Genomic DNA, 23,134 nt, shown 5'->3' on the forward strand with positions numbered 1-23,134 from the left:
ATTTCATGAAATCCGCTGTCATCCTGTTTCCCGGCATCAACCGGGAGAATGACGCCATCGCAGCACTGAAGCAGGCCACCGGCACCGAGCCCACCCTGGTCTGGCATGGCGACACCGAGCTGCCAAAGACCGACATCATCATGGTCCCGGGTGGCTTTTCCTATGGCGACTATTTGCGTTGTGGCGCCATGGCGGCCAAGTCGCCGATCATGCGTGCGGTTGCCGAACGTGCCAAACAGGGTGTGACCACCATTGGCGTGTGCAACGGCTTCCAGATCCTCACCGAAGCAGGCCTTCTGCCCGGTGCGCTGATGCGCAATGCCAGCCTGAAATTCATCTGCAAGAACACGCATCTGAAAGTCGAAAACGCCGAGACGCGCTTTACCAATCTTTATAGCGCGGGCGAGATTGTCGAATATCCGGTCGCCCATCACGACGGCAACTATTTTGCCGACAGCGACACGCTTGACCGCCTTGAAGGCGAAGGTCGCGTTGTTCTGCGTTACTGCGATGTGGATGGCAAAGTGGATCCGGCGACCAACCTCAATGGTTCCCAGCGCAACATTGCCGGCATCATCAACGAGGCGGGCAACGTCCTTGGTATGATGCCCCACCCCGAGAATGCAATCGATCCGCTGCATGGTGGCACCGATGGCCGCAATCTGTTCAAAAGCATGGTGGAGGCAGCATCGTGAGCTCCAACGATTTCAACAGCACCCCGATCACGCCGGAACTGGTCAAGGAACACGGCCTGAACGAAGAAGAATACAAACTCGTTCTCGAAATCATGGGCCGCGAACCCAACATCAACGAGCTTGGCATTTTCTCGGTCATGTGGTCTGAGCACTGCTCCTACAAGTCTTCGAAAAAATGGCTGAAAACGCTTCCGACAAAGGCCGACTGGGTCATTCAGGGTCCGGGCGAAAACGCCGGTGTTATTGACATTGGTGATGGTCAGGCCGCCGTCTTCAAGATGGAAAGCCACAACCACCCGTCCTTTATCGAACCCTATCAGGGGGCAGCAACAGGTGTTGGCGGCATCATGCGTGACGTGTTCACCATGGGTGCGCGTCCGGTCGCGAACCTCAATGCCCTTCGCTTTGGCGAGCCTGATCATCCGAAAACCCGCCATCTTCTGAGCGGTGTGGTCGAAGGCATCGGCGGTTATGGCAACTGCATGGGCGTTCCGACCATTGGCGGCGAAACCAACTTCCATGCGTCGTATAACGGCAACATCCTGGTCAATGCGATGACCGTGGGTCTGGCTGATACCGATAACATCTTCTATTCAGCCGCGGCTGGCATCGGGAACCCGGTTGTTTATGTCGGGTCGAAAACCGGCCGTGACGGCATCCATGGCGCGACCATGGCATCGGCCGAGTTTGATGATGACAGCGAAGAAAAGCGTCCTACCGTTCAGGTCGGTGATCCGTTCACCGAAAAGCTCCTGCTGGAAGCGTGCCTTGAGCTGATGGCGACCGACATGATCGTCGCCATTCAGGATATGGGGGCTGCGGGCCTGACCTCGTCCTCGTTCGAAATGGCGTCCAAGGGCGGCGTTGGTGTTGAACTTTGGCTTGATAAAGTTCCGATGCGCGAAGAAGGCATGACGCCCTACGAGCTGATGCTTTCAGAGTCGCAGGAACGCATGCTGATGGTTCTGAAACCCGGTTGCGAAGATGCCGCCAAGGCGATCTTTGACAAATGGGAACTCGACTTTGCCGTTATCGGTACGCTCACCGATACCAAGCGCATGGTTCTGAAATGGCATGGTGAAGTTGCCGGTGATCTTCCGATTGATCCGCTGGCCGAAGCATCGCCAGAATATGATCGTCCGTGGGAACCGACCCCGAAACAGGATCGCATTGATCCCAACAGCATTTCGGCCAAGGTCAGTCATGTTGACGCGCTGAAAACCCTGATCGCATCGCCCGACCTCGCGTCGCGTCGCTGGATCTGGGAACAGTATGACCATCTGGTGCGTGGAAACACGATTGTCCGTCCGGGCGGTGATGCCGGCGTTGTCCGCGTCGAGGGTACCAACAAGGGCCTTGCCGCGACCACCGACTGCACCCCGCGCTATGTCATGGCCGATCCGGTCGAAGGCGGCAAACAGGCCGTTGCCGAGGCATACCGCAACCTGGTTGCAACCGGCGCCAAGCCGCTTGCCATCACGGATAACATGAACTTCGGCAACCCGGAACGCCCGCGCATCATGGGTCAGTTCGTTGGGGCCTGCCAGGGTATTGGCGAAGCCTGCATCGCGCTGGATTTCCCGGTCGTATCGGGCAACGTGTCGCTTTACAACGAAACCAATGGCGTTGGCATCATGCCGACCCCGGCCATTGGCGGCGTTGGCCTGATTTCTGATCTGGGTCACCATGCAACGATCGGCATCAAACGCGATGACAGCGCGTTGATCATGATCGGTGCCGCCACCGGTGAACTGGGTCAGTCGCTGTATCTCAAGACCATCGAAGGTCGCGAAGAAGGCGCGCCGCCACCGGTCGATCTGGGTGCGGAAAAGCGTGCCGGTACGCTGGTGCGTGAACTGATCGAACTGGGTCTGGTGCGGACTTGCCACGATATCGCTGATGGCGGCCTTTTGGTCACCGTTGCCGAGATGTGCCTTGCGGGCAATATCGGTGCAGACCTGCATCTGCCAGAAGCAGGCAGCGAAGTCGCATGGCTGTTTGGCGAAGATCAGGGCCGCTACGTGATCGCAACCCGCGATCCGGACAAGGTTCTGAACGCGGCTGGCAGTGCGAATGTCGCAGCCGTGATTATCGGTCAGGCTGGCGGTGATTCCGTCGTCATTGATGGCGGCGACAAAGTATCGCTCTCCGAACTGCGCGAACTCAATGAAGGCTGGATGCCGTCCTTCATGGCCGAAGCCGTTTAATCAGGCCTCAGACAAAACCAACAAAAAACCCCGCCGGAGCAATCTGGCGGGGTTTTTCTTTGCCTACGCTGAGGCCCTTACTTAAAGCTAATCTTCGGGAACAGGCCTTTTTTCTTCGGCGCTTCGGCCGGGCCAACGCGCTCTTCGATGGCGGCGGCGATCTTGTCGGCAATCAGGCCATAGGCCTTGCTATGTTCGCCTTCGGGCTCTGTCTGGACAATTGGTTTGCCCTCGTCTGCGCCGAGGCGAATTTTAAGATCGAGCGGGATTTCACCGAGGAACGGCACGCCCAGTTCATCTGCCGCCGTGTGCGCCCCGCCATGATCAAAGATGTGATCGACATGGCCGCATTGCGGGCATTTGTAATAGGACATGTTTTCGATCAGGCCGAAAACCGGCACATTGACCTTGCGGAACATGTTAAGGCCTTTGCGCGCATCCAGAAGGGCGATGTCCTGCGGCGTTGAAACAATCACGGCCCCGGTCACCGGCACGCGTTGCGCCATGGAAAGCTGAATGTCGCCCGTGCCCGGTGGCATATCAACCACCAGCACATCAAGATCGCCCCAGTCGGTATCGCGCAGAAGCTGTTCCAGCGCGCCCATCGCCATCGGACCACGCCAGATGACAGGCTGTTCTTCTTCGATCATGAAACCGATCGACATGATGCGCATGCCAAAGGCCGATGGCGGGATCATTTTGCCCTGATGTTCTTTCGACGGCACCGGCTTGGCATCGCGAAGCCCCATCATGCGCGGCAGGCTTGGCCCATAGATATCGGCATCCAGCAGGCCAACCTTGAGCCCCTTGGCCACCAGCGACAATGCAAGGTTGACCGAGGTGGTTGATTTCCCCACCCCGCCCTTGCCGGACGCCACGGTGACGATGCTGCGCACGGTCGGCAATTCCAGCGGCATCTGGCCACCACCCTGCGGGCGCTGACCCGGTTGTGCGGGGCGGCTTGGCTGTGACGGCTGTGTGCTTTGCTGAGCGGCGGCTTTGGGACGCTCTGCCGTAAGCGCCACACGGGCAGTTGTGACCCCGTTCACAGCAGCCACCGCTTTTTCTGCCGCTTGGCGCAAATCTTCGAGGGCGGGGCCGCGTTCGGGATCAACGGCGATCATAACATTGACAGTTTCATCATGAATATCAATACCTTGCACCATGCCCTTGGCTGTGATTGATTGGCCGTCGACTGGGTCGATTACGCTATCGAGCGCGGCAGTAATCTGTTCACGGTTGAGGGAAGTCATATTGCGGTCTCCAAATTTCGGCTTAAGTCCGTGGTCACACAGAACTTGCAGGCGCGTATCATTGTTTTGCAAGGCAACCTGTCATATAAGGCCTAAGGGCATGCTCCGTCCAACAAGATTTCGTGAGTTTGCATTTGGCTACAATCTGTTGCAGTACCAACCGGCGTATCACAGGTTGGGTACAAAACTGGTGAGAAAAAAGTCTGATTTTCCCGGCATGTCCGGGGTCTATCAGCGAATTTGATCTTGTTGGACGGAGCATGCATTGGGGGCTTACCCCAAGCTCGGTAAACAAAGATAAACACCGAACGGCAAGAAGAGGAAGAAACTCGATGCCTTGGAATAATCAAGGGGGCGGTGGCCCCTGGGGCGGCGGCGGAAACAAAGGTGGCGGCCAGAACCCGTGGGGACAGCGTCCTTCCGGTGGTGGCGGCGGCGGAAACACGCCCCCCGACTTTGATGAAATGATTCGTAAAGGCCAGGAACGTCTTAAACGGCTGTTCCCCGGTGGTGGCGGATACAAGGGCTTTGTCCTGATCGGTATCGCCGTAATCGGGTTGTGGCTCTTGACCGGTTTCTACCGTGTCCAGCCAGGCGAACAGGGTGTAACGCTTCTGTTCGGCAAATGGGTTGGCACCACGGGTCCGGGTCTGAACTACTTCCTTCCGGCCCCGATTGGCGAGGTCATCAAGCCGAACGTCGAACGGACCAACCAGATCGAGGTTGGCTATCGCGGTGCAGGCACGGTGACATCAAACGGTTCGCGTGATGTGCCCGAAGAAAGCCTGATGCTGACCGGTGACCAGAACATCATCGACATTGATTATGTTGTTCAGTGGCGTATCAGCGATGCAGGTTCCTACCTGTTTAACGTGCGTGATCCTGAAAACACCATCAAGCTGGCATCTGAAAGTGCGATCCGTGAGGTCATCGGTAAAACCGACCTTGAAGAAGCACTGACTGTTGGCCGTGTCCGGGTTGAAGAACAGACCCGTACCCTGCTTCAGGAAATCATGGACGGTTATGAGTCTGGTATTTTCATTGCCGAAGTGAAAATGCAGAAAGTGGACCCGCCGCGCGACGTTATCGATGCCTTTAACGATGTGCAGCGTGCCCGTCAGGACCGTGATCGTTCCCAGAACGAAGCACTGGCCTATCGTAACGACATCATCCCGCGCGCAAAGGGTGAAGCAGAACGTCAGGTTCTTCAGGCCCGTGCATACAAGGATCGTGTCACCAAGGAAGCAGAGGGTGAAGCAGAACGCTTTATCTCCATCTATAATTCCTTCCTGACGGCCAAGGATGTGACGACCCGTCGTCTGTATCTGGAAACCATGCAGGAGGTCTTGAGCAAGTCTGACAAGATCATCATGGAACAGAACGGTGCAGGTAACGGCGTTGTCCCGTATCTTCCGCTTCCGGAAGTTCAGAAACGTGCGAATGCAGGAGGCAACAACTAATGGCAAGTCCTAAACTTATTGCCGCTGGCGTCGCCCTGGTTATTGCTGCTGTCGTTGGTTCGATGTGCGTGTTTACCGTACGTCAGGACCAGCAGGCTCTCGTTCTTCAGTTTGGTAATCCGGTCCATGCGGTTTCCGAACCGGGTCTGCATTTCAAACTGCCGATCCAGAACGTTGAATATTATGAACGTCGTATTCTGGAACTTGATCCGCCGGTTCAGCAGGTTCTTCTGTCTGACCAGAAGCGTGTCAATGTTGACAGCTTTGCACGTTGGAAAATCATCGATCCTTTGATCTTCCGTCAGCGCGCAACCAACTCTGCCAACTTTGTGCAGCTGTTTGGTCAGCGTCTGAACTCGGTTATCCGTGGTGAGTTGGCACAGGCCCCGCTTGTGACGCTTCTTTCGGACAACCGTGCGCAGATCATGGAGAAAATCCAGTCGACCCTGATCAAACCGGCAGAAGAGTTCGGTGTTGAACTGATTGACGTTCGTATCGGTCGTACCGACCTTCCGCAGGAAACTTCGCAGGCGGTGTATAACCGTATGCGTTCTTCGCGTATTGCCGAAGCCGCACAGCTTCGCGCAGAAGGTGAAGAGCTTAAGGCGAAGATCCAGGCTGAAGCTGATCGTGAACGTATCGGCATCATCGCGGAAGCCAACCGTCAGGCCGAAGTCCTGCGTGGTGAGGGCGATGGGCAGCGGAACGTGATCCTGGGTAAAGCGTATGGCAAGGACACGGAATTCTTCGAATTCTATCGTTCGCTCGAAGCCTACAAAATTGCGCTTGATAACGGCTCGACCATGGTGCTTTCACCAGACAGCGAGTTTTTCCAGTACTTTAATAAGTCTGGCCCAGCGACAAGCCGCTAGACAAAACATAAGGGCGACCTGCATATTGGGCAGGTCGCCCTTTTTGTTTTTATAAATTCGATTTGTCGGGCGACCGTCTGACAGATCACAAAGAAACGCCGGAACGTCCCTGATCATGAAGGAACTTGCAACAGCCATACTTCTGGCCATCGCGTTGGAAGGTATGCTTTACACGCTGTTTCCCGGCGGCCTGAAAAGGGTGATGGAGCTTGTTCAGGAAATTCCTGAATCGCAGTTGCGCATTGGCGGATTGATCGCCGCTGTCATTGCCATTGGCGGAATATGGGCAGTACGAACCTGGCTTTAGCAAACGGGCGCAAGGATCAGGGAAACCGCCAGACAAAGGCCACGCGCCACAAGTTTGTGCTCACAATTCCTTGATTTTTCCAAGTACCGCCCAATTTCTGCCAAAGTCGGGGTTAATTTGAGTACTTAAGCGACGGGTGAAATACAGTCCCGCCGCGCGCTGCACAAAGAGAATGACAAATACCGTGAACGCGGCAACGAACAGGATCAGACACATGCTAGACGCATTATACAACCCGGTGCGGACGAAAGTCACCGCAGCACTGGTGATTGTTCTCCTTGGCGTGACCAGTGTTTCGCAGATCGCGAATGCCCGCCCCGCTCCTGAGAGTTTCGCAGACTTGGCCGAAAAGCTTCTGCCGACTGTTGTAAACATTTCCACAAGCCAGATGGTCGCCGAACGACAGGGACCGGACTTCCAGTTCCCTCCCGGCTCGCCATTTGAAGACCTTTTCCGTGATTTTATGGACCGCAACGGTCAGGGTGGCCAGGGCGGACCGGCTCCGCAACGCCGCCGTGCGACCGCGCTCGGTTCGGGCTTTATCATCTCGGCTGATGGTTACATTGTCACCAACAACCACGTGATTGACGGTGCCGATGAAATCACCGTGCGCCTGCATGATGGCGACACGCTTGATGCCGAACTGATCGGTCGTGACCCGAAAACCGACGTCGCCCTGCTTAAGGTCGAACCGAAAGAAGACCTGCCCTTCGTTAAATGGGGCGATTCCGACAGTGCACGTATCGGTGACTGGGCCATGGCAATCGGTAACCCGTTCGGCCTTGGCGGCACGGTAACCGCCGGGATTATTTCCGCACGTAACCGCGACATCAATCAGGGCCCGTATGATGACTTCATTCAGACGGATGCCTCGATCAACCGCGGTAACTCTGGCGGCCCGCTGTTTAACCTTGATGGTGACGTGATCGGCATTAACAGCGCGATCTATTCCCCGTCGGGTGGTTCGGTCGGTATCGGCTTTGCCATTCCGGCAGGCATCGCACAAAGCGTTGTCGAACAGCTTAAGGAATATGGCCGCACCCGTCGTGGCTGGTTGGGTGTTCACATCCAGACCGTGACCGAAGACATCGCGGACTCGGTTGGTCTTGATGAAGCAACCGGCGCCATGGTTGCCGGCGTCTCCGAAGATGGCCCGGCGAAGGAAGCCGGTATCAAACAGGGTGACGTCATCCTGACCTTTGATGGCAAAACGGTTGAGTCGATGCGTCGTCTGCCGCGCATTGTCGCAGAAACCAAGATCGGCAAGGATGTCGATGTTGTGATCTGGCGCGACGGCGAAAAGCAGACCGTCCAGGTCGAGCTTGGCGAACTTGAGGAAGAAGTCGTCGCGACAAGCGCGGACAGCTCCCAGGAACAGCAAGCACCCGCTGTTGCCGAGGCCAGCATCGATGAACTTGGCATCAAGATCGCCAATGTCGATGAAAGCCTGCGTCAGAGTTACAACCTTGCCGAAGGCACCGAAGGTGTGATCGTCACCGAAGTTTCCGGCGACAGCTACGCCGCCGAAAAGGGTGTTCGCCCGGGTGACATTATCATCGAAGCGTCGCACAGCTCGGTTGATTCGGTCGACGACGTCGTCGATGCGGTCAAAGCCGCCGTTGACGATGACAAACGCACCATCCTGATGCTGATCGAAACATCGGCTGGCCCGCGTTACTTCGGCCTGACGATCTCGACCGAGGAATAAGCCACCCGGCTTAAGTTGATATAAAAAAAGGGCGGCCTGATGATCAGGTCGCCCTTTTTGTTTGAACCGTTCGTACCTTACGAAACGAAGTCCGATTTCGCGTAGCCTTGAAGATACAAAAGTGCGGTCAGATCACCATGATTGATGCAAATGCGCGCCTGTTCCCGAACCGATGGCTTGGCGTGGAAAGCAACCCCGGTCCCGGCAAGCGAGATCATCTGAAGATCATTGGCACCATCGCCGACCGCAATCGCATCATCAACCGTGATGCCTTGCTGAGCAGACAGGCTCTCAAGCGCATCGACCTTGGCCTGACGATCCAGAACCGGTTTCTGAACCTTGCCGGTCAGCTTGCCATCCTTTTCAATCAGGACATTGGCCTGATCGTAATCAAAGCCAAGCTCGGCGCGAACCGCACCGGTAAAGAAATCAAATCCACCTGACACCAGGGCAACAAACCCGCCATTGGCCTTCATCGTCGCAACCAGTTGCTTTGCCCCGCCGGTATATTCAACCGTTTTCCAGGCTTCTTTCAGCATCTCGGTCGACATGCCTTCAAGAAGACCGACACGTTCATCAAGGGCTGCTTCGAAATCAAGTTCACCATTCATCGCACGTGCGGTGATCGCCGCCACCCGGTCCTTGACCCCGGCAAACTCGGCCAGTTCATCAAGGGTTTCACCGGTGACAATCGTGCTGTCCATATCGGCAATCAAAAGCTTCTTGCGACGTGTGGCAACCTTCTGGGTGATGGCATCCACCGGAAGCTCTGCCTCGGAAAGCGTCGTGTCGGCGACATCAAGCGGGATCCCGTCAAAAGTAAGATCACACGCCTCACCCTCGGCAAGCCAGGTCACATCCCCGACCAGTGCGCCCGCCCCGGTCAGCGCGATTGCCGCGTTATCAATCACGGCCTTGGTCAGCGCATTCGAATTCGGGGCGGCAATCAGGGTGAGAACCAATTTCATGGTTGCTAGGCTCCTTGGCGGGAAAGGCATAAAACATCGTTGTCGCCTTTATCCGAATTGCACCGGACTGTGGCAAGAGAACTTTCGCATCCCCGGTGGCCGGGACGCATTATTTGCCGTGAAATTGCGTCGTAAATTCCTATGCCTGTCGCGCCGAACCCAATAGACTGGCCGACCTTTGAACACGTTACCCTGAAGGCACCCTGATGTCGGCCATCCAAGCCAGCAGTTCTTTTGCCCCTGTCCTGATCGTCGCTGGCCCGACCGCCAGCGGCAAGTCGGCACTTGCCCTTGATCTGGCGGAGGCCTTTGACGGGGTGGTGATCAATGCGGATAGCATGCAGGTCTATAAGGAACTGCGTGTGCTGTCTGCGCGCCCCGATGACGGTGAAATCGCGCGTGCGCCGCATCGACTTTATGGGGTCCTTTCCGGACGAGAAGCCTGCTCGGCCGGAAAATGGCGTGAAATGGCAATGGCCGAGATTGCCGATTGTCATGCCAGTGGCAAACTTCCGATCATCACGGGGGGTACGGGCATGTATCTGAATGCCCTGACCGAGGGGATTGCGCCGATCCCCGATATCCCGGCGCGGATTCGCGATCAGGTCACAAACGAGCTTGAAGAACTTGGCCACGCGGCGTTTTTTGCCAAACTTCAGGCCGAAGACCCTGAAACCGCCGCCAACCTTGATGGCAGCAATACCCAGCGACTGATTCGCGCCGCCGAGGTTTTTGTCCATACCGAGCGCGGATTGGCAAGCTGGCACAAGGAACCGGTGATCACCCCGCCCGCGAACATGAAATTCAAGAAACTTTGTTACATGCCGCCGCGCGACATTCTGTATGACCGCTGCAACCGGCGTTTTGATCTGATGATTGAACAGGGCGCCATTGACGAGGTCAAAGGCCTGCTTGCCCTCGAATTGCCTGAAACAGCGCCGGTTATGAAGGCCGTAGGCGTGCGCGAGATCGCAGCTTACCTTGCCGGGGAGATTGATCTGGCCACCGCCAAAGAGAAATCACAGCGCGAAACCAGACGCTATGCAAAGCGGCAATTAACCTGGTTCAGGCATCAAATGTTAGCCAAGGAAATCATCGACGCGCAATATTCGGAAAGTTTGGCAGCAAAAATGCGTCATGATGTTAACCAATTTCTGTTGACCACGCCAAAGTGAGGCGATAGGTTGGCCCTTCCCCCGCCGAAATGGCGGAAAACCGCCGTTTAGGCGGATTTTTCAACTCCAATTCGAGGATAATTGGATCATGTTTCAATCACGCGGTTATCACGCGACACGTTGTTGTCGCTAAGTAAAGAGGCTCGAAAATCATGGCAGAACGTATTTTAAGCGGTTCGGAAGTAGTGTTGCAGGCCCTTGCTGATCAGGGTGTGGAAGTCGTGTTCGGCTATCCTGGCGGCGCTGTCCTACCGCTATATGACGAGATATTTAAACAGAACCGGATTCGTCACGTTCTCGTGCGCCATGAACAGGCTGCTGTCCACGCTGCTGAAGGTTACGCCCGCTCGACCGGCAAGGTCGGCGTTGTGCTGGTGACCTCGGGACCGGGTGCGACAAACGCCGTTACGGGCCTTACCGACGCGTTGATGGATTCCATTCCAGTTGTCTGCCTGACAGGTCAGGTCCCGACCCATCTGATCGGGAATGATGCCTTCCAGGAAGCCGACACCACCGGCATTACCCGCCCGTGCACCAAGCATAACTATCTGGTGAAAAATCCGGATCGTCTGGCGCGCACGATGCACGAAGCCTTCCACGTCGCGTCAAGCGGCCGTCCGGGCCCGGTCGTGATTGACCTGCCCAAGGACATTCTGGTTGGCAAGGCGCCGTATCTGGAGCCGGCACAGGTTCAGCACCGCACCTATAACCCGGTGGTCAAGGGCGAACGCAGCCAGATCGAAGAAGCCATGGAAATGCTGGCATCGGCGAAAAAGCCGATCCTGTATTGCGGCGGCGGGGTTATCAATTCCGGCATGCAGGCCTGCAAGCTTCTGACCGAGTTCACCCGCATGACCGGTGCGCCGATCACGCTGACCCTGATGGGTCTGGGGGCTTATCCGGCGTCAGACAAGCAGTATCTTGGCATGCTGGGCATGCACGGCACCTACGAAGCAAACATGTCGATGCATGATTGCGATGTCATGGTCGCCATCGGTGCGCGTTTCGATGACCGTGTCACCGGCAACCTTGATTTCTTTGCGCCGAACTCGCAGAAAATCCAGGTCGACATTGATCAAAGCTCGATCAACAAGAACGTTCCGGTCGATATCGGGATTGTTGGCGATGTTGGCCATGTTCTTGAAGACATGATCAAGATCTGGAAAGCCAAGCAGTACAAGATCGAAGCCAACGCACTTGATAGCTGGTGGAAAGAAATCGAAGGCTGGCGCAGCAAACACTGCCTGTCCTACAAACAGCCGACCGACGTTATCAAGCCGCAGCACGTTATCCGCCGTGTTCATGCGCTTACCCGTGATCGCAAGACCTATATCACCACCGATGTTGGCCAGCACCAGATGTGGGCCGCCCAGCATTTCGGGTTCGAACATCCGTATGAATGGATGACGTCCGGTGGTCTGGGCACCATGGGCTATGGCATGCCGGCTGCCCTTGGCGTTCAGGTCGCCCACCCGGATGCGACGGTTGTGTGCTTCACCGGTGATGCGTCGATCATGATGAATATTCAGGAATGCGCGACGATGACGCAGTATCGTCTGCCGATCAAAACCGTGATCCTGAACAACCGTTATATGGGCATGGTCCGTCAGTGGCAGCAGCTTCTGCACGGGTCGCGCTATTCCGAAAGTTATAGCGAAACCCTGCCCGACTTCGTCAAACTGTCCGAAGCCTTTGGCTTCACCGGCATGACCTGCAATAACCCGGCTGATCTTGATGATGCCATCAAGAAGATGCTGGAAATTGACGGTCCGGTGATTTTGGACGTCGCTGTCGATGACAAGGAAAACTGCTATCCGATGATTCCGTCGGGCAAGCCGCATAATGAAATGCTGCTTGGGCAGGAAACCAACGGCGACGAAGCCATTGATTCCGACGAAGGGATGGTTCTGGTCTGATCCGCACAAACAATCTGTGCGAATTGATCCCATCACATCAAAATGAAAAGGCCGGCGCGGGCGGCACGTTCTGCCCCGACCGAGCCCTAGCGGAGCGAAACCGTGAAAGAAACCGAAATTTCGAAACACACCATATCCGTTCTGGTGGATAACGAGTCCGGCGTTCTGGCCCGTGTCATCGGGCTGTTCTCCGGTCGTGGCTATAACATTGAAAGCCTGACCGTTGCCGAAGTCGACGCGGATGCCCACCAGTCGCGCATCACCGTGGTTACCTCGGGCACCCCGATGGTGATCGAACAGATCAAGGCACAGCTTTCGCGCCTTGTTCCGGTACACAAGGTCAGTGACCTGACCCTTGCCGGGCCAAGTGTCGAGCGCGAGCTGGCCCTGGTCAAAGTGATTGCAACGGGTGAAAAACGTGTGGAGTCCCTGCGCATTGCCGACATTTTCAAGGCACGCGCAGTGGATGCGACCAACAATTCCTTCGTGTATGAAATCATCGGCAGCCCAGAAAAAATCGACGCCTTCATCAAATTGATGGAGCCGCTTGGGCTTTCGGAAATTTCGCGTACCGGTGTGGCAGCGATTTCGCGCGGCACACTGACGATGTGAGTTTGCCCTGCCCGGTGATCCGCATCGGGTACGGCATTGGGGCCTGCCCCATAATAATTATTACCATCCGCCACGCATGAAAATCAGCGTGGTCCAACGTCCAGAGGTATCGAAAGATGCGTGTTTATTACGACCGCGATGCAGATGTTAATCTGATCAAATCCAAAAAAGTTGCCATCATTGGTTACGGTTCGCAGGGCCACGCCCATGCGCTGAACCTCCATGATTCCGGCGTTAAGGAAGTTGTTGTTGGTCTTCGTGAAGGCTCCAGCTCGCGCAAGAAAGCCGAAGCTGCCGGTCTGAAAACCATGACCCCGGCCGAAGCTGCTGCTTGGGCAGACGTTGTCATGATGCTGACCCCCGATGAGCATCAGGCTGCGATCTATGCTGATGAGCTGCGCGACAACCTGAAACAGGGTGCTGCTCTTCTGTTCGCACACGGTCTGAACGTGCATTTTGGCCTGATCGAGCCGCGCGCTGATCTTGACGTCATGATGATCGCACCGAAGGGTCCTGGCCACACGGTTCGTTCCGAATACAAGCGTGGCGGCGGTGTTCCGTGCCTCGTAGCTATTGAACAGAACGCATCTGGCAACGCGCTTGAAGTTGCTCTGTCCTATGCATCGGCAATCGGCGGCGGTCGTTCGGGCGTTATCGAAACCACCTTCCGTGAAGAGTGCGAAACCGACCTGTTCGGCGAACAGGCTGTTCTTTGCGGCGGCCTGACCCAGCTGATCAAATACGGCTTCGAAACCCTGACCGAAGCTGGCTATGCGCCGGAAATGGCATATTTCGAGTGCCTGCACGAAGTTAAGCTGATCGTTGACCTGATGTATGAAGGCGGTATGGCCAACATGCGTTACTCGATCTCCAACACCGCAGAATACGGCGACTATGTCACCGGCCCGCGCGTGATCGATCCGTCTGTCAAAGAACGCATGAAAGAAGTTCTTACCGACATTCAGGAAGGCAAGTTCGTCCGCGACTTCGTTCAGGAAATGCATTGTGGTCAGCCGATGTTCAAGGCAACCCGTCGTCTGCATGCTGAACATGAAATCGAAGAAGTTGGTACCAAACTGCGCGCGATGATGCCGTGGATTGCTGCAAACCAGCTCGTCGACAAAGAAAAGAACTAAGCACAGCTTAGATCCTTTTTTGCGCAAACGGCCGTCCTGATGGGGCGGCCGTTTTGCTTTGGGCATTTCGGGTTTGGCTTATCCGCCGTGTTTCATCTGTTTAACCGGAAAGCGCAATTCGGTTCCGGCCCAGATCACAACACACAGGACCGACACCCCGGCCCCAAGAACCACAACAGCAGGCCAGCCGCCCATGCCATAGGCGATGGCCGAACTGGCGGAGCCACAGGCACCCCCAAGGAAATAACTGGCCATATAGCCCGTGGTCAGACGGCTGCGGGCCTCGGGGTTAAGGCGATAAACCTCGCTTTGATTGGAAATATGCGCCCCCTGAATGCCCAGATCGATCAGCACCACGCCAAGTGCAAAGGCAATCAGTGACCATTGCCCCCAATACAGCAGTCCCCAGCTTGAGACGGTGGTCATCAGAAAAGCACCGGTGCTGAGCCGTGCCCAGCCCCTGTCGGCAAGCTTTCCGGCAATGCGGGCGGCCAGAATGCCGATTGCACCAATCAGGCCATAAAGCCCGATCACCGCTTCGGACATGCCATACTGGCGCACCAGCATGAAGGCCATCGAGGTCCAGAAAATCCCGAACACGGCATATTGCAGCCCGCCAATCAGGCTGCGGCGGCGCAAGACCGGTTCATCGCGAAAAAGATGCAGGATCGAAAGATACAGCGTGCGGTAACTGGTGTGTGATGTCGGCGGGATATGCGGAATAATCCGGTAACAGGCCACCGCATAAATCGCCATCAGGACAGAGGCGGCGATAAACACCGACCGCCATCCGGCAAGCTCCGCCATGATGCCCGAAAATGTCCGGGCCAGAAGAATGCCCAGCAAAAGGCCACTCATCACCGCCCCCACCGCAGACCCGCGTTTATCATCCGTCGCCAGGTGGGCGGCCAGTGGCACAAGGATTTGCGCGGTCACACACGTGATCCCGACCGAAATACTAAACACCACCAGCATCAAAAAGGACGGTGCCAGCCCCATCGCCAGCAACCCGACCGCGGTCAGGGCCGAGGTCACGGTCAGTAATTTGCGCCGTTCATGATGATCACCCAGTGGCACCACGGCAATCAACCCGGTCAGATAGCCAAGCTGCGCCACGGTTACCAGAAAACCGGCACTGGTTTCACTCAGCCCATATTCACGGGCAAGCAGTTCCAGCAATGGCTGAACATAATAAAGACTGGCAACGGACAGACCGCTTCCGACCGCCATAAAGATCAGGAGGCCGGTGGTCAGGGTGGGCTTGGAATGCATTCTCAGATGGGCCTTGAACGGGTTGGTGGTGGGTTTACGATAGCCGCCAAATCAGCGACTTACAATGCAGTGCCTGACACAGGTGCCGTGCCGACGCGGCATCGGTTGCCCCCGCAACGCACAGCAGCCATTCGCAAAACACCCTGCTTTGCGCTGGATTTCAAAGGCCGATCTGTTTAATTCTGGCCTTTAAAACTTTAAACCAGATATGAGCATATCGGAATGTCGGACTATATTGATATCGCCCCCGAGGTCGCAGGGGCCTTTGCCGCAGGCAAGCCTGTTGTTGCCCTTGAATCAACCATCATTTCCCATGGCATGCCCTATCCGCAGAACCTTGAAACCGCGCGTGCGGTTGAACAGGATGTGCGCGATAACGGTGCGATCCCGGCCACCATCGCCGTGATTGGCGGTCGTTGCAAGATCGGCCTGTCGCCCGACGAACTGGAATATTTCGCCAAGGGGACCGACATCCTCAAACTGTCGCGCCGTGACATCCCCTATTGCCTTGCCAAGAAACGTGATGGTGCCACCACCGTATCGGCAACCATGATCCTGGCTGAAAAGGCCGGTATTCGCGTTTTTGCCACGGGCGGTATTGGCGGTGTGCATCGCGACCTTGCGGGTAACTTCGATGTGTCGGCCGATCTGACCGAGCTTGGCAAAACCGGTGTTGCGGTTGTCTGTGCCGGGGCAAAGGCGATCCTTGATATTCCCAAAACGCTCGAACATCTTGAAACGCTTGGCGTGCCGGTTATTGCCTATGGCACTGATGAATTTCCGGCATTCTATTCGGTTGAAAGCGGTCAAAAAGCGCCGCTGCGCCTTGACACCCCCGAAGAACTTGCCGCTTTCCTTAATTCGAAATGGGAATTCGGCCTCGAAGGTGGCGCCGTTATTGGCAACCCGCCAGAAGCCGACAAGGCACTGGCGCGCGAAGCAATCGAAGGGGCAATTGAAGATGCCCTGATCGAGGCCAAGGAAAAAGGCATTCAGGGGCGCGATGTGACCCCGTTCCTTCTGGCCCGCGTCACCGAGTTGACCAAGGGCAAAAGCCTTGAAGCCAACATAGCCCTTGTGCGCAACAATGCGCGCCTGGGTGCGAAAATTGCCGCTGCCATGGTCGACTGATTGGCGCTGACCATCCTTAAAGACCAAAAGAAACAGGCTGGCAGATTTGCCAGCCTGTTTTGCGTTTACCTGCGCTGATAGCCTTTGCCCTCGAACCCGGGCTTGATGCGCGCATCATCCACCGGTGCGCCCCACGTCGTTGTGCAGGGCAGGACACCGGCCCAGACGGACCAGTCATAGTCTTCATCATCATCGACCGGATCGCCGGCACGGACCTTTGCCGAAACCTGGTCCAGATCAAAGCCCAAGAACATGGTTGCCTTGAGTTCCTGTTTGTTGGGATGACGGATGTGTTCCCACCTGCCCGGTTCCAGTTTTTCGGTAAACAGCCGGGAATGTTCCATCTTTTCGGCGTCTTCACTCACCACCGTTCCTTTGCCATAAATGACGACGGAACGGTAATTGGCTGAATGGTGAAACGCCGAACGCGCCATCACCAGACCATCCAGATGCGTGATGCACAGACAGGCTTCTGCCCCATCTGCGATTGCGGCCAGAATGCGGTTCTTTGACGCGCCATGGATATAGATCCGCTCCCCCACCCGCCAGTGGGCGGTCGGGATCATGGCGGGGCGCCCATTGACCACGGTTCCGACATGGCAAATCAGGGCATCATCAATAATGCCATGCACCTGATCGCGGTCATAACTGGCGCGATTAGGCCCCCGGACAACTTTGGTGTGGGGATGGATTTCGTATTGATCAGACATGGCGGGACCTCTTCGTCAAAAATCAGGCGTCGAATTTGGCCCGATCATGGATCAAATTGGACTTTTCAAAAGGTCCATTATAATAAAAGTGACAGAACCAATTTTCACCGGGGTCGCGATGGTGCGCAGTGATTACAGCTGGATTTATCCAAGCCAGTCGGACAATACCGCCGATGATGGCGGCACCACCGCCTATCGCCGCCTGTATCACGGGATCAGATCCGCCATTCTGGATGGCCGGTTGCATCCGGGCGAACGCCTTCCGGCCAGTCGGGATTTGGCCAAATCACTTGGTATTTCGCGCAACACGGTGGTGACCAGTTTCGATCTGCTAACCTCGGAAGGCTATCTTGAAACCCGTGTCGGTGCCGGAAGCTTTGTCGCCAGCACCCTGCCTGACCGGGATATGCAAACGGGCGACCAAGGCCCGGATAAAAAATCCCAGACGGCAAATGACCGCCCCATAAGGCTTAGTCAAAGTGCCACGCGCATGCTGACCTATCAGCGACGCTTTCCGCGCTTTCGCATTGCCCGTCCGTTTAACCCGGCAACACCCGATCTTGATGGTTTTCCGTTCGATCTTTGGGCCCGGTTGTTGCGCCGGTCCTGGCGGGCGCCGGATATTGATCTGACCATCCCCGATGATCCGCTTGGATTGCCGCTGCTGCGTTCTGAAATTGCCAAATGGTTGCGGCAATCACGCGGGGTGAATTGCAATGCCGATCAGGTGATGATCGTTTCGGGCGCGCAGCAGGCGCTTGACCTTGCCGCACGCGCCCTTGTCGATCCCGGCGACATTATCGCCACAGAGGACCCGGGCTATGAAGGCATTCGGGGCGTTCTGGCGGCAAGTGGTGCTGTGGTTCAACCGATTACGGTTGATGAGGATGGGCTCGACATCGAAGGCCTTGCCCGAACGCCTTCCCCGGCCAGAATAGTGGTCACCACGCCATCACGGAACTATCCGTTGGGTACAACGCTTTCGCTTGCCCGGCGCCTCGCCCTTTTGCAATGGGCGCAGGATAATGATGCCTGGATTGTCGAAGATGACTATGACAGCGAGTATCGCTATGACGGGCCACCACTTTCTTCGCTGCAGGGCTTGGATACCGACAACCGCGTGATCTATGTCGGCACGTTTTCGCGCGTACTGTTCCCAGGCATCCGGCTTGGTTACCTTGTGTTGCCTCCCGCACTGGTTCCGGCCTTTCGCGGCATTCGCGGTTTTGCCGATGGCGTCCCGGCACCGACGACACAGGCCGCCCTTGGCGCCTTTTTTGCCGAGGGGCATTTTGGCAGTCACGTGCGCAAGATGCGCCTGCGCTATGGCGAACGACGTTCGCACCTTCAAAACCTGATCACGGCGGATGCATCCGATATCCTGTCGGTGATGCCTTCGGACGGGGGATTGCATCTTTGTGCCCGTTTGATCGGCGATCAGGACGACATAGAAATGCAGGAAGCCTTGGTAAAGGCGGACCTTGATTGTCGTGCATTGTCTTCGTATTTCCACGATCCCCGGTCAAAAAGTGGGCCCGAACCCGTGCGCGGTCTTGTGCTTGGTTTCGCCGGATGGAAAAAAGATGTGCTTTCGGAAAGTTTCAGTGAACTGGTCAGAACCATCAGACGTAAGTCTTGATGTACCCCGAGCCAGAGAGAGCGGCACGACTTCCCTCTAGATGCTGTCACAGTCGTGACGCTCTCTCCCCTCCGGCTTAAAATCCCCCCCCGAAATGCGCCAAAAAACACAGGAAGACAGATGACCGAACGCCCGATCGCCGTGATGTGGTTTCGAAACGACCTGCGACTGGCGGACAATCCGGCCCTTTTGGCAGCCATCAAATGGGCCAAGGAAAATGACGGTGCTGTCCTTCCAGTTTTTATTCTGGACGACGTCATTTCAGATCAGTTGGGTGGCGCGGCGAAATGGTGGCTGGAAAAAAGCCTGACGGCGCTGAACCGCGATATCGCCGATCTTGGCGACACAAAGTCTGATCGCGCCCTTCGCCTGTTTAAAGGGAATGCAAAAGCCGTTCTCGAAACCCTTGCCGATGACAAACCGGTTAAGGCGGTGTTTTGGAACCGGCTTTATGACAAGCCATCGACCAAGCGCGATACAGATATCAAGGCAGCCCTTCAGGACCACGGCCTGAGCTGCGAAAGCCACAAGGCCAATCTTTTGTTTGAACCGTGGGAAGTCAAAACCGGATCAGGCACCGATTTCAAGGTCTATAGCCCGTTCTGGCGGGCGTGCCAGAAGCTCCCCACCCCGCGCGAACCCCATTCTGCCCCGAACAACATTGCGCTGTTCAAAGGTGAAGTTGATGGACAAATCAACATCACCGACTTTGACCTTTCGCCAAAGCCGGTGAATTGGGCCGGTGGCCTTGAGGAGCGTTTTACTCCCGGCGAACAGGGCGCGAAAGACCAGCTGTTTGACTTCATCGATGACCGTCTTACCGATTATGCTGATCTGCGCGATCGCCCGGACCGCCGGGTAACGTCGGAACTCTCGCCGCATTTGCGCTTTGGTGAAATCAGCCCTTATCAGGTCTGGCATGCCGCCAATCACTATGCCGATGCCAATCCCGGCAAGGGCAAGACCGCCTCGAAATTCATCGCCGAACTTGGCTGGCGGGAATTCGCCCATCACATCCTGTATCATGCAGCCGATCTGCGTTCTGTGCCTCTTCAGGGCCAGTTCAAGCATTTCCCCTGGTCAGATGACGCAAATGGCCTTCGCGCCTGGCAAAAGGGTGAAACCGGTTTTCCGATTGTCGATGCCGGCATGCGCGAACTTTGGCATACCGGCTATATGCATAACCGGGTTCGGATGATTGTGGGTTCGATTCTGGTAAAGCACCTTTTGATCCATTGGCGCGATGGTCTGGCGTGGTTTGACGACACGCTTGTCGACGCCTGCCCGGCCAACAATCCGTTTTCATGGCAATGGATCGGCGGATGCGGGGCAGATGCCGCGCCCTATTTCCGCATTTTCAACCCGGTGCTTCAGGGCGAAAAGTTTGATCCGAAGGGCGACTATGTCCGTCAATGGGTCCCGGAACTGCGAGACATGCCCGAACAATATATCCACAAACCGTGGGAAGCCTCCCCGCTCATCCTCAAGGCCGCTGACGTAACTTTGGGAAAAACCTACCCCGAGCCCTTAATTGGGCTGAAAGAAGGCCGTGAGCGGGCTCTAAGCGCCTATCAGGATATGAAACAGGCTGCTGCGTAAGCATGCTCCGATCACGGTTCCATTTTTAGATACCAGATCAGGTTTTCAACGCTGTTTGGCTTTAACGGGCCGTCGGAGCATATCGCAGTATCAATCAACGTGTCGAAACCTTGATACCCATCAAGGTCTAATAGAGCCAAGCCAAAGGAGCAGCGCTGGTGGTTTACACCGTCGCCAAAGGCAACCATTCCTTCGGCACCATTTGGATGAGAAACTTTCTTCACAAGCTTTTTATGCTTAATCAGAACTGCAGTATTTCTTTCAAAGTTCTTCCTTGAAACAGCAAGGCGTTCCGCCCCTGCTGGAATACCTGCATCCCAGAACCCGATACGGACATACCCCCATCCATTATCCAGTATCCATTTTTGGGCAAACTCGGCGTCCTTATAGATGCCTGTGCGTTCAATTTCGCTCACAGACGTCACTGTTCTGCCGGATGCCTCTGCAATATTCAACTGCGTGGCCCGACTTACAATCTGATCGTCAGGAGCCACAGGCGCTTCAAACGTAAAGAATAATGCCAGTATCGGGCGGATAACCAACCGAAACACATTCTCGAAGAATTCCCAATCAAGGAATAATCCGGGAAACCTCATTTCCAAAATATCTTCTGATCAATGAAATCGTGCATGGCGTCTTCGATCCCCTCAAGACGATGATCGGCGCGCGCCCCGAACCAGCCCGATATCAGACCGACCGCAATCATCCCGTCTTTTGAAAGCTGTGGTGCGAGTGCCATCAAACGGGCCTCGGCAACAGCCGCATCCTGAAGCTGGCCGAGGATTTCCTGCATCGTCGTCAGTTTGCTGCGGAACTTTTTGACCTTTTTCGACCCGTAAATGGCCCCGAAGAACTCCGTCCCATAGCGCATCTGCTTCACATCAAGACGAAGCGCGTGAAGTTGCGGCGTCGTCAGACCCGCAACATGATCACCGCGTTTGGTGACCCGTTTATAGGCCTGCTCCAAAAGCGGTTCGGCCATTTCCGACACGGGTGCTGCCATCGCCTTCATTTGCTCGGCACTGGCACCTGATGCCCAGCGCGAATAGCTTGCCCATGCGCCAAGCAGCAAAAGCAACTGTCCATATTCCGGTTGATCGAGCATATGCCGTGCGTTTGCAAGGGCGGCTTCGCGTTGCTTTTCAGCGGCCTTGCGCAGCTCGCCCCCCCCCGCATGATCGGGGAAGCGTTCCTCGATCATCGGCAGTGTTTCGGTCAGGAACACATCCCAATCGCGCAGGCCATCAAGCCCCTTGCTGCACAGTTTCAACAACCGGCGGAGCAACACGGCCTCGCCCGCAGGCAGGTTTTTCTTAAACAGGTTCAGGGCCACGCGCAGGCGGCGCATGCCAACCCGCATCTGATGGCACCCTTCGATATCAAGGTCCTGACGCACGCAGACCTCGTTGCTGAGGATCATGCGAAGCCCTTGCGCGATCACGGCACGAAACGCGGTTTCCGCCGACATATCCGGGGTCAGTTGTACCGCCGCCGCCCGATATGCACCCGGCCCATTGCCAAGATACAGGTCACGTCCGCGCGATGCCTTGGACCGCATGCTCAGCAACAGCGGCACGGTACGTTGCAGCTCAAGTGCAAGGTCAAACAGGGCTGCCGGATGGCCTTCCTTGAGCTCGAACTCGACCTCGGAGATCGGCACTTCCTTCTCGCCAGATCGGACAACACCCTGATCAATGGCGAGTTCAATCACCGCATCGCGATAGGTCAGATCCACCGCCCCGCGCTTAAGGTCGCTTTCGAAAATGCGGTCGATCTTCTTTTTCTTCACAAACTTCTTAAGAAGCTTTTTGACGTCCTTGTCTGTAAACCGGTCAAGATCAAGAACACCTTCTTCAAGCTCGACCGTCCATTCATTACGCTCGGGCAAGGCTTCACGCAGGCCGTTGGTCGCCTTGATGGTCTGCTCCCAACCATTCGCGCCCTTTTTGCGCAGACGGACCGCCAGGCCCTTTTCAGCCAGCGAGAGTTTCGGCGTGTCGTGATAGATGGAGACAAGGTGCGTGGTCACCAGACGACGACCTTCCTTGACCTCGCGCAGGACCGGCGCGTTTTTAAGACGCGCGACATGTTTCGGATCGATGCGAAGTTTAAGTTCGATCTCGATCTGCTTCTCGGCCATCTGGTTCCCCTAAGCGAGTTATTGTCACAGCGCGACGTCGCGCTGTTCCGCCACCAAGTAGTAACCAATTTTATGTTTCAGCGGGTTGAAACAAGAAGCGGGAATGATGGTAGCGGAATGTAAGATTTTCGCAACAAAAGGCAGAAACGCCCCCAAAATCAAGCCTTAAAAGACCGATCAGCATTTTGCACAACCCTCTGTTTTCATTTGAAAACAAATAGGGGCAATCAGGTTCATTTGATACAGATTGCTTGCACATACCTTGCGCATTCACCCCTGACACAGGCCCCATCAAGTCGTTGATGCAAGGGCGATTCTGAATGGTTGCACCGTC

The 23,134-nt window shown here is 55.9% G+C and carries 19 protein-coding genes; 13 read left to right on the plus strand and 6 right to left on the minus strand.

The window, feature by feature from the left end:
- The first annotated feature begins 5 nt into the window (after positions 1-5).
- Together purQ and purL are read left to right on the plus strand one after the other, a co-directional pair.
- The gene (purQ, locus tag IT893_RS13945; protein WP_064779515.1) at positions 6-695 is read left to right on the plus strand and encodes a phosphoribosylformylglycinamidine synthase subunit PurQ; all 690 of its coding nucleotides are present in this window, start codon (positions 6-8) and stop codon (positions 693-695) included.
- Positions 692-2,902, plus strand: coding sequence for a phosphoribosylformylglycinamidine synthase subunit PurL (gene purL / locus IT893_RS13950; RefSeq protein ID WP_120224558.1), 2,211 nt, complete (start codon positions 692-694; stop codon positions 2,900-2,902). Before purQ ends, purL begins: the two co-directional genes overlap by 4 nt.
- A gap of 77 nt (positions 2,903-2,979) precedes the next feature.
- Here the strand turns inward: purL and IT893_RS13955 are convergent, their stop codons facing one another.
- A complete protein-coding gene (locus IT893_RS13955; RefSeq protein WP_197145528.1) occupies positions 2,980-4,155 on the minus strand; it encodes an Mrp/NBP35 family ATP-binding protein in 1,176 nt (391 codons plus the stop codon).
- A gap of 332 nt (positions 4,156-4,487) precedes the next feature.
- Between IT893_RS13955 and hflK the strand changes: the two genes are divergently transcribed.
- The 4 genes from hflK to IT893_RS13975 all read left to right on the plus strand — a co-directional run bounded on the left by hflK (position 4,488) and on the right by IT893_RS13975 (position 8,502).
- Positions 4,488-5,615, plus strand: coding sequence for an FtsH protease activity modulator HflK (hflK, locus tag IT893_RS13960; RefSeq protein ID WP_197145529.1), 1,128 nt, complete (start codon positions 4,488-4,490; stop codon positions 5,613-5,615).
- The gene (gene hflC / locus IT893_RS13965) at positions 5,615-6,487 is read left to right on the plus strand and encodes a protease modulator HflC (protein ID WP_197145530.1); all 873 of its coding nucleotides are present in this window, start codon (positions 5,615-5,617) and stop codon (positions 6,485-6,487) included. The genes hflK and hflC overlap by 1 nt, the downstream gene beginning before the upstream one ends.
- Before the next feature lie 115 nt (positions 6,488-6,602).
- Complete coding sequence (locus IT893_RS13970; protein ID WP_062956136.1) at positions 6,603-6,794, plus strand: DUF2065 domain-containing protein; 192 nt, start codon at positions 6,603-6,605, stop codon at positions 6,792-6,794.
- Between the two features lie 214 nt (positions 6,795-7,008).
- On the plus strand, positions 7,009-8,502 hold the full coding sequence (locus tag IT893_RS13975) for a DegQ family serine endoprotease (RefSeq protein WP_197145531.1): 1,494 nt from the start codon (positions 7,009-7,011) through the stop codon (positions 8,500-8,502).
- Between the two features lie 77 nt (positions 8,503-8,579).
- Here IT893_RS13975 and serB read toward each other — a convergent pair whose 3' ends face one another.
- Positions 8,580-9,470, minus strand: a complete 891-nt coding sequence (gene serB / locus IT893_RS13980) for a phosphoserine phosphatase SerB (RefSeq protein ID WP_197145532.1) — start codon at positions 9,468-9,470, stop codon at positions 8,580-8,582.
- A 206-nt stretch (positions 9,471-9,676) separates the two neighbouring features.
- On the opposite strand from serB, the gene miaA reads away from it, so the two are divergent.
- The 4 genes from miaA to ilvC all read left to right on the plus strand — a co-directional run bounded on the left by miaA (position 9,677) and on the right by ilvC (position 14,309).
- Entirely contained in the window at positions 9,677-10,645 is a 969-nt protein-coding gene (gene miaA, locus IT893_RS13985; protein ID WP_197145533.1) for a tRNA (adenosine(37)-N6)-dimethylallyltransferase MiaA, read from the plus strand.
- 152 nt (positions 10,646-10,797) lie between these two features.
- The gene (locus IT893_RS13990; protein WP_008891744.1) at positions 10,798-12,561 is read left to right on the plus strand and encodes an acetolactate synthase 3 large subunit; all 1,764 of its coding nucleotides are present in this window, start codon (positions 10,798-10,800) and stop codon (positions 12,559-12,561) included.
- A 102-nt stretch (positions 12,562-12,663) separates the two neighbouring features.
- The gene (ilvN, locus tag IT893_RS13995) at positions 12,664-13,173 is read left to right on the plus strand and encodes an acetolactate synthase small subunit (RefSeq protein ID WP_008891745.1); all 510 of its coding nucleotides are present in this window, start codon (positions 12,664-12,666) and stop codon (positions 13,171-13,173) included.
- Positions 13,174-13,289: 116 nt separating this feature from the next.
- Positions 13,290-14,309: a ketol-acid reductoisomerase gene (gene ilvC / locus IT893_RS14000; RefSeq protein WP_008891746.1), complete on the plus strand. Its 1,020-nt coding sequence runs from the start codon at positions 13,290-13,292 to the stop codon at positions 14,307-14,309.
- A gap of 78 nt (positions 14,310-14,387) precedes the next feature.
- On the opposite strand, the gene IT893_RS14005 is transcribed toward ilvC, so the two are convergent.
- Positions 14,388-15,581 (minus strand): MFS transporter, encoded by a 1,194-nt coding sequence (locus IT893_RS14005; protein WP_197145534.1) that lies wholly within the window; start codon positions 15,579-15,581, stop codon positions 14,388-14,390.
- Between the two features lie 222 nt (positions 15,582-15,803).
- On the opposite strand from IT893_RS14005, the gene IT893_RS14010 reads away from it, so the two are divergent.
- Positions 15,804-16,712, plus strand: coding sequence for a pseudouridine-5'-phosphate glycosidase (locus tag IT893_RS14010; RefSeq protein WP_197145535.1), 909 nt, complete (start codon positions 15,804-15,806; stop codon positions 16,710-16,712).
- A gap of 65 nt (positions 16,713-16,777) precedes the next feature.
- Here IT893_RS14010 and IT893_RS14015 read toward each other — a convergent pair whose 3' ends face one another.
- Positions 16,778-17,422 (minus strand): pyridoxamine 5'-phosphate oxidase family protein, encoded by a 645-nt coding sequence (locus tag IT893_RS14015; RefSeq protein ID WP_197145536.1) that lies wholly within the window; start codon positions 17,420-17,422, stop codon positions 16,778-16,780.
- Between the two features lie 88 nt (positions 17,423-17,510).
- On the opposite strand from IT893_RS14015, the gene IT893_RS14020 reads away from it, so the two are divergent.
- On the plus strand, positions 17,511-19,061 hold the full coding sequence (locus tag IT893_RS14020; protein WP_252723961.1) for a PLP-dependent aminotransferase family protein: 1,551 nt from the start codon (positions 17,511-17,513) through the stop codon (positions 19,059-19,061).
- A 120-nt stretch (positions 19,062-19,181) separates the two neighbouring features.
- Positions 19,182-20,660, plus strand: a complete 1,479-nt coding sequence (locus IT893_RS14025) for a deoxyribodipyrimidine photo-lyase (RefSeq protein WP_197145537.1) — start codon at positions 19,182-19,184, stop codon at positions 20,658-20,660.
- Positions 20,661-20,671: 11 nt separating this feature from the next.
- On the opposite strand, the gene IT893_RS14030 is transcribed toward IT893_RS14025, so the two are convergent.
- Both IT893_RS14030 and IT893_RS14035 read right to left on the minus strand, forming a co-directional pair.
- Positions 20,672-21,256, minus strand: coding sequence for a hypothetical protein (locus tag IT893_RS14030; RefSeq protein ID WP_197145538.1), 585 nt, complete (start codon positions 21,254-21,256; stop codon positions 20,672-20,674).
- Positions 21,253-22,800, minus strand: a complete 1,548-nt coding sequence (locus IT893_RS14035) for a CYTH and CHAD domain-containing protein (protein ID WP_197145539.1) — start codon at positions 22,798-22,800, stop codon at positions 21,253-21,255. Before IT893_RS14035 ends, IT893_RS14030 begins: the two co-directional genes overlap by 4 nt.
- Positions 22,801-23,134 lie beyond the last annotated feature (334 nt).

The sequence above is a fragment of the Thalassospira sp. A40-3 genome, assembly GCF_015871485.1.
Taxonomy (GTDB): domain Bacteria; phylum Pseudomonadota; class Alphaproteobacteria; order Rhodospirillales; family Thalassospiraceae; genus Thalassospira; species Thalassospira tepidiphila.